Source organism: Dactylosporangium sp. NPDC051485 (genome assembly GCF_040682015.1).
Lineage (GTDB): Bacteria > Actinomycetota > Actinomycetes > Mycobacteriales > Micromonosporaceae > Dactylosporangium.
On the sequence record NZ_JBFAZW010000053.1, the window covers coordinates 42150 to 56640 of the forward strand.

The window sequence follows — 14491 nt, forward strand, 5'->3', positions numbered from 1 at the left end:
TCGCGGCCGGTGCCCTTCTGACGGAGGGGCGCCGGCCCCGCGACCTAGCAATTACCCGAGCAACTGAATCGTGAGGACATAGACGAAGTGCTCGACGTCAACTACTTCGACGAGCTCCGCATCGGCCTGGCCACGGCCGACGACATCCGGCAGTGGTCGCACGGCGAGGTCAAGAAGCCCGAGACGATCAACTACCGCACCCTGAAGCCGGAGAAGGACGGGCTCTTCTGCGAGAAGATCTTCGGCCCCACCCGGGACTGGGAGTGCTACTGCGGTAAGTACAAGCGGGTCCGCTTCAAGGGCATCATCTGCGAGCGCTGCGGCGTCGAGGTGACCCGGGCGAAGGTCCGCCGCGAGCGCATGGGCCACATCGAGCTCGCCGCGCCGGTCACGCACATCTGGTACTTCAAGGGTGTGCCCAGCCGCCTCGGCTACCTGCTGGACCTTGCCCCCAAGGATCTCGAAAAGATCATCTACTTCGCGTCGTACGTGATCACCAGCGTCGACAAGGAGGCCCGCCACCGCGACCTGGCCACCCTCGAGAACGAGGTGTCGGCCGAGAAGCGGCAGGCGGAGAACGCCCGCGACTCGGAGATCGAGAAGCGCGCCGCGAAGCTGGAGCAGGACCTGGCCGAGCTTGAGGCCGAGGGCGCCAAGGCCGACGTGCGCCGCAAGGTCAAGGAGGCCGGCGAGCGCGAGATGCGCCAGATCCGCGACCGGGCGCAGCGCGAGATCGACCGCCTCGACGAGGTCATGGACACGTTCCGCAAGCTGGAGCGCAAGAACCTCATCACCGACGAGCTGCTCTACCGTGAGCTGCGCGACCGCTTCGGCGAGTACTTCTCCGGCGCCATGGGCGCGGAGGCGATCAAGGCTCTGCTGGAGAACCTGGACCTCGACGACGAGGCCGAGCTGCTGCGCGAGACCATCCGCAGCGGCAAGGGTCAGCGCAAGATCCGGGCGCTCAAGCGGCTCAAGGTCGTCGCGGCGTTCCTGAACACCGCCAACTCGCCGCTGGGCATGGTGCTGGACTGCGTTCCGGTCATCCCGCCGGACCTGCGCCCGATGGTGCAGCTCGACGGTGGCCGCTTCGCCACCAGCGACCTCAACGACCTGTACCGGCGGGTGATCAACCGGAACAACCGGCTCAAGCGCCTGATCGACCTGGGTGCCCCGGAGATCATTGTCAACAACGAGAAGCGGATGCTGCAGGAGGCCGTCGACGCGCTGTTCGACAACGGTCGCCGCGGCCGCCCGGTCACCGGCCCCGGTAACCGCCCGCTGAAGTCGCTGTCCGACATGCTCAAGGGCAAGCAGGGCCGCTTCCGGCAGAACCTGCTGGGCAAGCGCGTCGACTACTCCGGCCGTTCGGTCATCGTCGTCGGCCCGCAGCTCAAGCTGCACCAGTGCGGCCTGCCCAAGCAGATGGCGCTGGAGCTGTTCAAGCCGTTCGTGATGAAGCGCCTGGTGGACCTCAACCACGCGCAGAACATCAAGTCGGCCAAGCGCATGGTCGAGCGTCAGCGGCCGGTCGTGTGGGACGTGCTGGAGGAGGTCATCGCGGAGCACCCGGTGCTGCTCAACCGCGCGCCGACCCTGCACCGCCTGGGCATCCAGGCCTTCGAGCCGCAGCTGGTCGAGGGCAAGGCCATCCAGATCCACCCGCTGGTCTGCACCGCCTTCAACGCCGACTTCGACGGCGACCAGATGGCCGTGCACGTGCCGCTGTCCGCCGAGGCCCAGGCCGAGGCGCGCATCCTCATGCTGTCCAGCAACAACATCCTCAAGCCGGCCGACGGCAAGCCGGTGACCATGCCTACCCAGGACATGATCATCGGTCTGTACCACCTCACCCACATCCAGCAGAACCTGCTGGGCGAGGGGCGCACGTTCAGCTCCGACGCCGAGGCGCGGATGGCGTTCGACAACGGCGAGCTGCACCTGCAGGCGCCGGTGAAGATCCGCCTGAAGGGCATCGTCGGGGTCGACAACGGCCCGGGCGCGGCGCCGTGGGAGTCCCCCGAGGGCTGGCAGGCGGGCGAGACGGTCACCATCGAGACCACGCTCGGCCGGGTGCTGTTCAACGAGACGCTGCCCGTGGGGTACCGCTTCGTGAACTACGAGATCCGCAAGGGCCAGCTGTCGGCGATCGTCAACGACCTCGCCGAGCGCTTCCCGAAGGTCTCGCTGGCGGCCACCCTGGACGCGCTCAAGATGGCCGGCTTCCACTGGGCCACCTGGTCCGGCGTCACCATCGGCATGGAGGACGTCATCCAGCCGCCTCGCAAGGCGGAGATCCTCGAGCGCTACGAGAAAGAGGCGCAGCGGATCGACAAGCAGTACCAGCGTGGTCTCATGACCGCCGAGGAGCGCCGCGGCGAGCTCATCGAGATCTGGACCAAGGCGACCGGCGAGGTGGCCAAGGAGATGGAGAGCGCGCTGCCGCGCGAGAACCCGCTGTGGAAGATGATCAACTCGGGTGCCCGCGGTAACCTCCTCCAGCTCCGCCAGATCGCCGCGATCCGTGGCCTGGTGGCCAACCCGAAGGGCGAGATCATCCCGCGGCCGATCAAGGCGTCGTACCGCGAGGGTCTGTCCGTGCTGGAGTACTTCATCTCCACCCACGGTGCCCGCAAGGGTCTGGCCGACACCGCGCTGCGGACCGCCGACTCGGGTTACCTGACCCGTCGTCTGGTCGACGTGTCGCAGGACGTCATCATCCGCGAGGAGGACTGCGGCACCGACCGCGCCATCCCGATGGCGGTCGGCGAGTTCGACAACGGCGTGCTGCGCATCCACACCCACGCGGAGACGGGCGTGCACGCGCGCACCCTCGCCGACGACGTGCGGGACAAGGATGGGCGGATGGTCGCCGAGCGCGGCACCGACATCAACTCGATCGTGGTCGACCTGCTGGTCGCCGCGGGCGTGGAGACCGTCCGGGTCCGCAGCGTGCTCACCTGCGAGTCGAAGCTGGGCGTCTGTGGCGCCTGCTACGGCCGGTCGCTGCCCACGGGCAAGACCGTCGACGTCGGCGAGGCGGTCGGCATCATCGCCGCCCAGTCGATCGGTGAGCCGGGCACGCAGCTGACGATGCGTACCTTCCACACCGGTGGCGTCGCGGGTGAGGACATCACCCAGGGTCTGCCCCGTGTCCAGGAGATCTTCGAGGCCCGCGTGCCGAAGGGTAAGGCGCCCATCGCCGACACCCCCGGCCGCGTGCGCATCGAGGACGGCGAGCGCATGCGGAAGATCATCATCGTGCCGGACGACGGCAGCGACGAGATCGTCCACGACAAGCTCAGCCGGCGCGTCAAGCTGCGCATCCAGGACGGCGAGCACGTCGAGGTCGGCGAGAAGCTCACCGAGGGCACGATCGACCCGCACGAGCTGCTGCGCATCATGGGTCCCCGGGCGGTCCAGGTTCACCTGACCTCCGAGGTCCAGGAGGTGTACCGCTCCCAGGGCGTGCTGATCCACGACAAGCACATCGAGATCATCATTCGCCAGATGCTCAAGCGGGTGACGGTCATCGACTCCGGCTCGACCGAGTTCCTGCCGGGCGTGCTCGTGGACCGCGCGATGTTCGAGGCCGAGAACCGCCGCGTCGTCGCCGAGGGCGGCGAGCCGGCGGCCGGCCGTCCGGTCCTGATGGGTATCACCAAGGCGTCGCTGGCGACGGAGTCGTGGCTGTCCGCGGCCTCGTTCCAGGAGACGACCCGGGTGCTGACCGACGCGGCGATCCACGCGCGCAGCGACTCGCTGATCGGTCTGAAGGAGAACGTCATCATCGGTAAGCTCATCCCGGCCGGTACGGGCATCAGCAAGTACCGCAGCATCCGGGTCGAGCCGACCGAGGAGGCGAAGGCCAAGGTCTACTCGATGACCGGCTACCCGGAGGCCGACTACGGCTTCGGCCCGGCCAGCGGCCAGGCCGTCCCGCTGGACGACTTCGATCTGGGCTCGTTCCGGTAGAGGTCGCTCCGCTGAGCAGGGACCAGCGAACGGCGAAAGGGGCGGGGACCCGTGGGGTTCCCGCCCCTTTCGTGTTCACCGGATAGAGTCGAGGCGTGACGTCCTCGACCCGGCACCCGCTGGACCCGGACCCGGTCCGCGCGACGAAGGCGACGGCCGTGTTCGGGCTCGGCCTGCTGTCCGTGGTCACCGGGCCGTTCCTGGGCGGGTTGATCCCGGCGACCCTGGCGCTGCTCATGGCCCGCGAGTCGCACCGGGAGCTGGTGGCCGCCGACGGCTTCCTGCTCGGCGCCCGCCGGCTGCGCAGCGGCGTGCGGCTGGCCTGGACCGGCATCGTGCTCGCCATCGCGGGCCTGGTCGTGCTGGCCATCATCGGGCTGCTGCACTACGCCCGGCACCGCGGCGGCGCCGACTTCGACTCGACGGTGAACTGATGAGCTACCCGCCGAAGACGGTGCACTGATGGGCTACCCGCCGAACCCGTACCAGTACCCGGCGCATCCGCCCCAGCCCCAGCCGCCGTACCCGTCGCAGCCCCAGCCGTACGCCCTGCCGCCCGCCTACGCCGGGGCGCCGTCGGCGTCGCCGATGATGCGGGTGGACCTCGTGCAGGGCACGCCCTTCGGGGTCGCCTACCCGACCATCCACCCGATCCCCAGCGGCCAGGCCATCGGCGCGATGGTGGCGGGCATCGCCTCGATCCTCGTCGGGCTCTTCTCCATGTGCCTCGGCGCGAGCGGGGCCGAGGCGGGGTGGGGCCTCACCGCGAGCGGCGCGTTCACCGTTCTGGGGGTCTTCATCGGCGCAGGCGCGCTGATCCTGGGCCTGCTGGGTAACCGCCGGGTCCGCCAGTCGGCCGGCCAGGTCACCGGACGGGGGATGGCGATCAGCGGCATCGTCCTCGGTGCCGTCGGCGCCGGGCTCGCCCTGCTCGCGCTGCTGCTGGCGGCCGCGCTCTGACCCCGCAGCCACACCCTCGGGGGCCCGGAGCGGGCGAAATGGAGGCCCCCGGACACTTCGATCCGCGACCAGGTACTCTAGGGGTGAAGAGTGTTCCGTCAGCAGGCCGAGGGCCAATATCGTAGAGCGATTTTGACCAGCGTCCTCACGGTGGGTACTCTTTCCCCTCGTGCCCGGCTTTGCCGGGCAACTCGTGCGTGCGCCCACATCGGCCCCGCTCCGCGGGAGTGAGGGTGGGTGCGGACCACAACCCCGGGCTGGGATCAAACGGGCCGGGTCGCGGAACAGGCGACACGCCCGACCGCGGGTGCCGGTCACCGCCGGGCAGACAGAAGAGAAGACGTGCGGCCGTGAGGCCGAAGGGAGAGGCAGGCCCAGTGCCTACGATCCAGCAGCTGGTCCGCAAGGGCCGCCAGGCGAAGCTGAGCAAGACAAAGACGCCGGCGCTCAAGGGCAGCCCGCAGCGACGGGGCGTCTGCACGCGTGTGTACACCACCACGCCGAAGAAGCCCAACTCGGCGCTGCGCAAGGTGGCCCGTGTGCGGCTGAGCAACGGTATCGAGGTGACGGCCTACATCCCCGGTGTCGGTCACAACCTTCAGGAGCACTCGATCGTGCTCGTCCGTGGCGGCCGTGTGAAGGACCTCCCTGGCGTGCGTTACAAGATCATCCGCGGTTCGCTGGACACCCAGGGCGTTCGCAACCGCAAGCAGGCTCGTAGCCGTTACGGCGCGAAGAAGGAGAAGAGCTGACATGCCGCGTAAAGGCCCCGCGCCGCGCCGGCCGCTCGTGGCGGACCCGGTCTACAACTCCCTGCTTGTCACCCAGTTGATCAACAAGATCCTGGTCGAGGGCAAGCGCCAGCTCGCCGAGCGCATCGTCTACAGCGCTCTCGAGGGCGCCCGGGAGAAGACCGGCACCGACCCCGTGGTGACGCTCAAGCGCGCCATGGACAACGTGAAGCCGACCCTCGAGGTCCGCAGCCGCCGCGTCGGTGGCGCGACCTACCAGGTTCCGGTCGAGGTCAAGCCGGTCCGCGCCACCACGCTGGGCCTGCGCTGGCTGGTCACCTACTCCCGCGCCCGCCGCGAGAAGACCATGGTCGAGCGCCTCATGAACGAGCTGCTGGACGCCAGCAACGGCCTCGGTGCTTCGGTGAAGCGCCGCGAGGACACCCACAAGATGGCGGAGTCCAACAAGGCCTTCGCGCACTACCGCTGGTAAGCGACGCTTTACCGAGCATCCGACGAGAGACGAAGTAGGGATTTGTAGTGGCTGCCGCAGACGCCGCCCTCGCCAAGGTCCGCAACATCGGCATCATGGCGCACATCGACGCCGGTAAGACGACGACGACCGAGCGCATCCTCTTCTACACCGGCATCACGTACAAGATCGGCGAGGTCCACGAGGGCGCGGCGGTCATGGACTGGATGGAGCAGGAGCAGGAGCGCGGTATCACCATCACCTCCGCCGCCACGAAGTGCGAGTGGAAGGGCCACACGATCCAGATCATCGACACGCCCGGCCACGTCGACTTCACGGTCGAGGTCGAGCGGTCGCTGCGCGTCCTGGACGGCGCGGTGGCGGTCTACGACGGCGTTGCCGGTGTGGAGCCGCAGACCGAGAACGTCTGGCGCCAGGCGGACAAGTACAACGTCCCGCGTATGTGCTTCGTCAACAAGCTGGACCGCACGGGCGCGGACTTCTTCCGCTGCGTGCAGATGATGGTCGACCGGCTCAACGCCACCCCGCTGGTGCTGCAGATCCCGATCGGGCTCGAGGGTGACCACATCGGCGTTGTCGACCTTCTGGAGATGCGCGCGCTGACCTGGCGCGGCGAGACCCAGAAGGGCGAGGACTACGCCATCGAGGCGATCCCGGAGGACCTGGTCGAGCAGGCCAACGAGTATCGGGACAAACTCCTCGAGACGCTGGCCGAGACGGACGACGACATCATGGTCCGCTACCTCGACGGCGACACGTTCGAGGTCAAGGAGCTCAAGGCCGCGATCCGCAAGGCCACGATCGCCGGCAAGCTGAACCCGGTCGTGTGTGGCTCGGCGTTCAAGAACAAGGGCGTGCAGCCCATGCTCGACGCCGTCGTGGACTTCCTGCCCTCCCCGCTGGACATCCCGGCCATCGAGGGCATCGCGACGGATGGCGAGACGCCGCTGCTGCGCAAGCCCTCGATCGAAGAGCCGTTCTCCGGTCTGGCCTTCAAGATCCAGACCGACAAGCACCTCGGCAAGCTCACCTACGTGCGCATCTACTCCGGCACGCTCGACTCCGGCACCCAGGTGGTCAACTCCACCAAGGACCGCAAGGAGCGGATCGGCAAGATCTACCAGATGCACGCGAACAAGCGTGAGGAGCGCAGCAGCGCCGGCGCCGGCGACATCATCGCCGTGCAGGGTCTCAAGCAGACCACCACCGGTGACACGCTGTGCGACCCGGCCAACCCGGTCATCCTGGAGTCGATGACCTTCCCGGAGCCGGTCATCGAGGTGGCCATCGAGCCCAAGACGAAGGCCGACCAGGAGAAGCTGGGCACCGCCATTCAGCGCCTGGCCGAGGAGGACCCGACCTTCCGCGTCAAGAACGACGAGGAGACCGGGCAGACGGTCATCGCCGGCATGGGCGAGCTGCACCTCGACATCCTCGTCGACCGCATGCGGCGCGAGTTCAACGTCGAGGCCAACATCGGCAAGCCGCAGGTGGCCTACCGCGAGACGATCAAGTCGGTCGCGGAGAAGGTCGAGTACACCCACAAGAAGCAGACGGGTGGCTCCGGCCAGTACGCCCGAGTGATCATCAAGCTCGAGCCGCTGGAGACCAGCGCCGACGGTCCCACCTACGAGTTCGTCAACGCGGTCACCGGTGGCCGCATCCCGAAGGAGTTCATCCCTTCGGTCGACGCCGGTGCCCAGGACGCCATGCAGTACGGCGTGCTGGCGGGCTTCCCGCTGGTCGGCATCAAGCTCACGCTGCTGGACGGCCAGTACCACGAGGTCGACTCCTCGGAGATGGCCTTCAAGATCGCCGGCTCGATGGTGCTCAAGGACGCGGCCCGCAGGGCCAACCCGGTGCTGCTCGAGCCGCTGATGGCCGTGGAGGTGACGACGCCCGAGGAGAACATGGGCGACGTCATCGGCGACCTCAACTCCCGGCGTGGCACTATCCAGGCAATGGAGGAGCGCGGCGGTGCCCGCGTCGTCCGAGCCACCGTGCCGCTCTCGGAAATGTTCGGCTACGTCGGCGACCTCCGGTCGAAGACTCAGGGCCGGGCGAGCTACTCGATGCAGTTCGACTCCTACGCCGAGGTTCCCGCGAACGTGGCGAAGGAGATCATCGCGAAGGCGACCGGAGAGTAGCTTCCCCGCTTCACGTGGGGATGATCCGTCGACAGGGTCCGTCGGCGCTTCCAGCGTCGGCGCACCGTGAACCAAGAAGTCCACAGGAGGACACCAGTGGCGAAGGCGAAGTTCGAGCGGACTAAGCCGCACGTCAACATCGGCACCATCGGTCACATCGACCACGGTAAGACGACGCTGACGGCGGCCATTACCAAGGTGCTGCACGACCGGTACCCGGACGTGAACCCGTACACGCCGTTCGACGAGATCGACAAGGCGCCGGAGGAGAAGGCCCGCGGCATCACGATCTCGATCGCGCACGTCGAGTACCAGACCGAGAGCCGGCACTACGCCCACGTGGACTGCCCGGGTCACGCCGACTACATCAAGAACATGATCACCGGTGCCGCGCAGATGGACGGCGCGATCCTGGTGGTGGCGGCGACCGACGGCCCGATGCCGCAGACCCGTGAGCACGTGCTGCTGGCCCGCCAGGTCGGTGTGCCGTACATCGTCGTGGCGCTCAACAAGAGCGACATGGTCGACGACGAGGAGCTCCTCGAGCTCGTCGAGCTCGAGGTTCGCGAGCTGCTGTCGAGCCAGGAGTTCCCGGGCGACGACGCTCCGGTGGTGCGCGTCTCGGCGCTCAAGGCGCTCGAGGGCGACCCGAAGTGGTCCGACGCGCTCATGGAGCTGATGACCGCGGTCGACACCGCGATCCCGCAGCCCGAGCGTGAGACCGAGAAGCCGTTCCTCATGCCCGTCGAGGACGTCTTCACGATCACCGGTCGTGGCACGGTCGTCACCGGTCGCGTCGAGCGTGGCATCCTCAAGCCGAACGAGGAGGTCGAGATCGTTGGCATCAAGGCCAAGTCGATGAAGACCACCTGCACGGCGATCGAGATGTTCCGCAAGATCCTCGACGAGGCGCGTGCCGGCGAGAACGTCGGTCTGCTCCTGCGTGGTATCAAGCGCGAGGACGTCGAGCGCGGCATGGTCGTGGTGAAGCCGGGCAGCAACACCCCGCACACCGAGTTCGAGGCGACCGTCTACATCCTCTCCAAGGAGGAGGGTGGCCGGCACACCCCGTTCTTCCAGAACTACCGGCCGCAGTTCTACTTCCGCACCACGGACGTTACCGGCGTCGTCACGCTGCCCGAGGGCACCGAGATGGTCATGCCCGGCGACAACACCAGCATGGCCGTGCAGCTCATCCAGCCCATCGCGATGGAGGAGAACCTCCGCTTCGCGATTCGCGAGGGTGGCCGCACCGTCGGCGCTGGTCGTGTGACGAAGATCATCAAGTAACAACCCTGAGGTACCCCGATTTCACTTTGCCGCAGTGCTTGCGGCATAATGGTCGGGTTGCGTCGTGGGGCGGTCGAGGCTGCTCGTTGAGAAGTCTCGACCGCTTCTGCGCGGCGTCAGTCCTGTGACTGGCGCGGATCCCCTCGACTGGGCGTGGCGCGCCCTGGGGTAGGTCTCCACAGCGGGAAATGTTCTGTGGCGGAGCCTGGCCCTTGGCCGCGACACGCCCGACCGCGGGGGTCGGACACTCCAATAGGCGGCACCGGACCCTTCGGGGTTTGGCGGGGTTGCAAGACCCCGCATGAGAGAGGGAACTGAAGCCACCATGGCGGGACAGAAGATCCGCATCCGGCTCAAGGCCTACGACCACGAGGTCGTCGACTCCTCGGCGCGGAAGATCGTTGAGACGGTCACGCGCACCGGGGCACAGGTCGCGGGGCCGGTGCCGCTGCCCACTGAGATCAACCGCTACTGCGTGATCCGCTCGCCGCACAAGTACAAGGACTCGCGCGAGCACTTCGAGATGCGCACGCACAAGCGTCTGATCGACATCATCGACCCCACCCCGAAGACGGTCGACTCGCTCATGCGTCTCGACCTGCCGGCCGGCGTCGACATCGAGATCAAGCTGTAGGGACTCGGACTTATGGACAGGCAAGTCAAGGGCATCCTGGGTGAGAAGCTCGGCATGACCCAGGTCTGGGACAACGGCAAGGTTGTCCCCGTGACCGTGGTGCAGGCCGGCCCGTGCGTCGTGACTCAGGTGCGCACGCCCGACAATGACGGCTACTCGGCGGTGCAGCTGGCGTGGGGTCAGATCGACCCGCGCAAGGTCAACAAGCCGCGCGCCGGCCACTTCGCCAAGGCGGACGTCGCCCCGCGCCGGCATATCGTTGAGCTGCGGACCACCGACGCGGGTGAGTACTCGCTCGGCCAGGAGATCACCGCGGACTCCTTCGCCGCCGGTCAGCGCATCGACGTGACCGGCCGCAGCAAGGGCAAGGGCTACGCCGGTGTCATGAAGCGACACGGCTTCCACGGCCTGCGGGCCAGCCACGGTGTCGAGCGCAAGCACCGCTCGCCCGGCTCCATCGGCGCCTGCGCGACCCCGGGTCGCGTCTTCAAGGGCGTCCGCATGGCCGGTCGCATGGGTGGCGTGCGCTTCACCGTGCAGAACGTCACGATCCAGAAGATCGAGTCCGAGGACAACCTGATTCTCGTCAGGGGCGCGATCCCGGGCCCGAAGGGCAGCCTCGTACTGCTGCGCAGCGCGGCCAAGGTCGAGGCGAAGTCGCAGAAGGGTGGTATCACCAAGTGACCACCGTTGACGTTCGTAAGGTCGACGGGTCGACCAACGGCACCGTAGAGCTGCCGGACAACATCTTCGACACGCAGGCCAGCATCCCGCTGATGCACCAGGTCGTCGTGGCCCAGCTCAACGCGGCCCGCCAGGGCACGCACAAGGCCAAGACCCGCGGCGAGGTGGCCGGCGGCGGCAAGAAGCCCTACAAGCAGAAGGGCACGGGCCGCGCCCGCCAGGGCTCGATCCGCGCGCCGCAGTTCACCGGTGGTGGCGTCGTGCACGGCCCGGTGCCGCGCGACTACAGCCAGCGGGTGAACAAGAAGATGAAGGCGGCCGCCCTGCGCGGCGCCCTGTCGGACCGGGCCCGCGACGGCCGGATCCACGTCGTGGAGACCTTCGTCGAGGGCGACACGCCGAAGACCAAGGGCGCGCTCGCCGTGCTGCGCGGCATCACCGAGGCGCGCCGCGTCCTGGTGGTCCTCGCCCGCGACGACGAGGCCAACTGGCTGAGCCTGCGCAACGAGCAGTCGGTGCACCTGCTGGTCGCCGACCAGCTCAACACCCACGACGTGCTCGTCGCCGACCAGGTGGTCTTCACCACCGCGGCGCTCAACGAGTTTCTCGGGGTGCCGGCAGTGCTGTCTGAGAGCGTTGGCGACAGCGACGACGCTGACCGCAACGAGGAGGGCTGAGCCATGGCGACGATCGCCGATCCGCGCGACGTGATCATCCAGCCGGTAGTCTCTGAGAAGAGCTACAGCGAGCTCAACCGCAACTGGTACACGTTCCTGGTGCACCCGGACGCCAACAAGACGGAAATCAAGATCGCGATCCAGCAGATCTTCAACGTCCGCGTCCTGTCGGTCAACACCATCAACCGCGAAGGCAAGCGCAAGCGCACCCGCACGGGCTGGGGCAAGCGCAAGGACACGAAGCGGGCGATGGTGAAGCTCGCCGAGGGTGACCGGATCGAAGCCTTCGGCGGACCGGTCAGCTGAGGGGTATAGACGATGGCTATTCGCAAATACAAGCCGACGACGCCCGGTCGTCGTGGTTCGAGCGTTGCCGACTTCGCGGAGATCACCCGGTCGACGCCTGAGAAGTCGCTGCTCGTTCCGCTGCCCAGCAAGGGCGGCCGCAACGTCCACGGGCGCATCACCGCGCGCCACCAGGGCGGCGGGCACAAGCGCCAGTACCGGCTGATCGACTTCCGGCGTGCGGACAAGGACGGGATCCCGGCCAAGGTCGCGCACATCGAGTACGACCCGAACCGGACCGCGCGCATCGCCCTGCTGCACTACGCCGATGGCGAGAAGCGGTACATCATCGCCCCGAAGGACCTCAAGCAGGGCGACCAGGTCGAGGCGGGCGCCGGCGCGGACATCAAGCCGGGCAACAACCTGCCGCTGCGCAACATCCCGGTCGGCACCACCGTCCACGCGGTGGAGCTGCGCCCGGGCGGCGGGGCCAAGCTGGCCCGCTCGGCCGGCGTCGGCATTCAGCTGCTGGGCCGCGAAGGGCAGTACGCCACGCTGCGTATGCCCTCGGGTGAGATCCGCCGCGTCGACGTGCACTGCCGGGCGACCGTCGGTGAGATCGGCAACGCCGACCAGTCGAACATCAACTGGGGCAAGGCCGGTCGCATGCGCTGGAAGGGCAAGCGCCCGACCGTCCGCGGTGTCGCGATGAACCCGATCGACCACCCGCACGGTGGTGGTGAGGGTAAGACCTCGGGTGGTCGCCACCCGGTCAACCCGAAGGGCAAGCCGGAGGGCCGTACGCGGCGCAAGGGCCAGCCGAGCGACCGTCTCATCGTCCGTCGGCGTTACGCCACCCGGAAGCGCGGCTAAGGAGCCTGAGCAATGCCTCGCAGCCTGAAGAAGGGCCCGTTCGTTGACGACCACCTGATCAAGAAGGTGGAAGTCCAGAACGCCAAGAACTCCAAGAACGTCATCAAGACCTGGTCTCGCCGGTCGACGATCGTCCCCGAGATGCTCGGCCACACGATCGCCGTCCACGACGGGCGCAAGCACGTGCCCGTGTTCGTGACCGAGGCGATGGTCGGGCACAAGCTCGGCGAGTTCGCGCTGACCCGCACGTTCAAGGGTCACGAGAAGGACGACCGGAAGAGCCGCCGCCGCTAAGGCAGCCGATAGGAATCAAGAGGATTTCCCGATGCCAACGAAGAGCGAGGCGGCGGTGCCCGGTGCGCGGGCCATCGCGCGGCACGTGCGCGTGTCGCCGATGAAGGCGCGCCGTGTGGTGAACCTTGTTCGCGGGCTGCCCGCGCGCGAGGCACTCACGGTGCTGCAGTTCGCGCCGCAGTCGGCGAGCGAGCCGGTTTACAAGGTGCTCGCGAGCGCCATCGCCAACGCAGAGAACAACGAGCGTCTCGACCCCGATTCGCTCCTGGTCGCCGAGGCCTACGTCGACGAGGGCCCGACGCTCAAGCGGTTCCGGCCGCGGGCGCAGGGCCGGGCGTACCGGATCCGCAAGCGCACCAGCCACATCACGATCGTGGTCGAGAGCGTCCCGGCGGCCCAGGCCCGTGCGGCCAAGGCCGGCGTGGCCAAGGCGACGAAGGCCGCCAAGGCCGTGACGCCCGAGCCGGACGAGACCGACGAGGTCGAGGCCGCGCCGGCCAAGAAGGCCGCCGCGAAGAAGGCCCCGGCCAAGCAGGCTCCGGCGAAGAAGGCCGAGGCGGAGCAGACCGCTGAGGCCGAGGAGGAGACCGAGTAATGGGTCAGAAAGTTCACCCGCACGGGTTCCGGCTCGGCATCAGCACCGACTGGAAGTCCCGCTGGTACGCCGACAAGCTCTACAAGGACTACATCGCCGAGGACGTCAAGATCCGTCGGATGATGTCCAAGGGCCTGGAGCGGGCCGGCATCGCCAAGGTCGACATCGAGCGCACCCGCGACCGGGTCCGCGTGGACATCCACACGGCCCGCCCGGGCATCGTCATCGGCCGTAAGGGCGCCGAGGCCGACCGCATCCGCGCCGAGCTGGAGAAGCTCACCGGCAAGCAGGTGCAGCTCAACATCCTCGAGGTGAAGAGCCCCGAGTCGGACGCGCAGCTCGTCGCGCAGGGCGTGGCCGAGCAGCTGTCCAGCCGGGTCAGCTTCCGTCGCGCGATGCGCAAGGCCATGCAGTCGGCGATGAAGAACCCGCTGGTGCGCGGCATCCGGGTGCAGGTCTCCGGCCGTCTCGGCGGCGCGGAGATGAGCCGGACCGAGTTCTACCGCGAGGGTCGCGTGCCGCTGCACTCGCTGCGCGCGAACATCGAGTACGGCTTCTTCGAGGCCCGCACCACCTTCGGCCGCATCGGCGTGAAGGTGTGGATCTACAAGGGCGACGCCGTTCCGGGTCGCGAGGCGCCGGCCGAGGCCGCCGCTCCGCGGGGCCGTCGTGACCGCGCCGACCGGCCCGAGCGGCCGCGTCGCGGGCGCTCCGGCTCCTCCGGCACGACCGCCGGTGGCACCGAGGCCGGCCGCGCTGCGGCCGCCGCGCACGCCGCCGAGGCCGCCGGTGACTCCGCGCCCGCCGCCGAGGCGGCCGCCGCTCCGGCAGAGACGCAGCAGGAGGGCTGACG

General features: G+C 68.2%; 14 protein-coding genes and 1 pseudogene. All 15 read left to right on the forward strand.

Annotated features, from left to right (window positions below; all coding sequences use genetic code 11):
- The first annotated feature begins 87 nt into the window (after window positions 1-87).
- The 15 genes and pseudogenes from AB0M46_RS27650 (at window position 88) to rpsC (ending at window position 14489) form a co-directional block, all read left to right on the forward strand.
- Window positions 88-3975, forward strand: coding sequence for a DNA-directed RNA polymerase subunit beta' (locus tag AB0M46_RS27650; protein ID WP_363340479.1), 3888 nt, complete (start codon window positions 88-90; stop codon window positions 3973-3975).
- A 95-nt stretch (window positions 3976-4070) separates the two neighbouring features.
- A complete protein-coding gene (locus tag AB0M46_RS27655; RefSeq protein ID WP_363340481.1) occupies window positions 4071-4409 on the forward strand; it encodes a hypothetical protein in 339 nt (112 codons plus the stop codon).
- Window positions 4410-4437: 28 nt separating this feature from the next.
- The gene (locus AB0M46_RS27660; RefSeq protein WP_363340483.1) at window positions 4438-4935 is read left to right on the forward strand and encodes a hypothetical protein; all 498 of its coding nucleotides are present in this window, start codon (window positions 4438-4440) and stop codon (window positions 4933-4935) included.
- 377 nt (window positions 4936-5312) lie between these two features.
- Window positions 5313-5687 carry a 30S ribosomal protein S12 gene (gene rpsL, locus AB0M46_RS27665; RefSeq protein ID WP_033357671.1) on the forward strand — a complete coding sequence of 125 codons (375 nt, stop codon included), beginning with the start codon at window positions 5313-5315 and terminating at the stop codon, window positions 5685-5687.
- 1 nt (window position 5688) lies between these two features.
- A complete protein-coding gene (rpsG, locus tag AB0M46_RS27670) occupies window positions 5689-6159 on the forward strand; it encodes a 30S ribosomal protein S7 (protein ID WP_260725398.1) in 471 nt (156 codons plus the stop codon).
- 47 nt (window positions 6160-6206) lie between these two features.
- Complete coding sequence (fusA, locus tag AB0M46_RS27675) at window positions 6207-8306, forward strand: elongation factor G (RefSeq protein WP_363340486.1); 2100 nt, start codon at window positions 6207-6209, stop codon at window positions 8304-8306.
- Between the two features lie 96 nt (window positions 8307-8402).
- On the forward strand, window positions 8403-9596 hold the full coding sequence (gene tuf, locus AB0M46_RS27680) for an elongation factor Tu (protein WP_363340488.1): 1194 nt from the start codon (window positions 8403-8405) through the stop codon (window positions 9594-9596).
- 325 nt (window positions 9597-9921) lie between these two features.
- The gene (rpsJ, locus tag AB0M46_RS27685) at window positions 9922-10230 is read left to right on the forward strand and encodes a 30S ribosomal protein S10 (protein WP_018347762.1); all 309 of its coding nucleotides are present in this window, start codon (window positions 9922-9924) and stop codon (window positions 10228-10230) included.
- Window positions 10231-10242: 12 nt separating this feature from the next.
- The gene (gene rplC / locus AB0M46_RS27690; protein WP_363340490.1) at window positions 10243-10914 is read left to right on the forward strand and encodes a 50S ribosomal protein L3; all 672 of its coding nucleotides are present in this window, start codon (window positions 10243-10245) and stop codon (window positions 10912-10914) included.
- Entirely contained in the window at window positions 10911-11591 is a 681-nt protein-coding gene (gene rplD / locus AB0M46_RS27695) for a 50S ribosomal protein L4 (RefSeq protein ID WP_363340492.1), read from the forward strand. Before rplC ends, rplD begins: the two co-directional genes overlap by 4 nt.
- A gap of 3 nt (window positions 11592-11594) precedes the next feature.
- Window positions 11595-11897, forward strand: coding sequence for a 50S ribosomal protein L23 (gene rplW / locus AB0M46_RS27700; protein ID WP_033357665.1), 303 nt, complete (start codon window positions 11595-11597; stop codon window positions 11895-11897).
- 12 nt (window positions 11898-11909) lie between these two features.
- Entirely contained in the window at window positions 11910-12749 is an 840-nt protein-coding gene (gene rplB, locus AB0M46_RS27705; protein ID WP_363340495.1) for a 50S ribosomal protein L2, read from the forward strand.
- 12 nt (window positions 12750-12761) lie between these two features.
- Window positions 12762-13043, forward strand: coding sequence for a 30S ribosomal protein S19 (gene rpsS, locus AB0M46_RS27710; RefSeq protein ID WP_190249384.1), 282 nt, complete (start codon window positions 12762-12764; stop codon window positions 13041-13043).
- Between the two features lie 31 nt (window positions 13044-13074).
- Window positions 13075-13440 (forward strand): annotated as a pseudogene (rplV, locus tag AB0M46_RS27715) (50S ribosomal protein L22); the annotation flags it as partial.
- Window positions 13441-13637: 197 nt separating this feature from the next.
- The gene (gene rpsC / locus AB0M46_RS27720) at window positions 13638-14489 is read left to right on the forward strand and encodes a 30S ribosomal protein S3 (RefSeq protein ID WP_363340497.1); all 852 of its coding nucleotides are present in this window, start codon (window positions 13638-13640) and stop codon (window positions 14487-14489) included.
- Window positions 14490-14491: the final 2 nt, after the last annotated feature.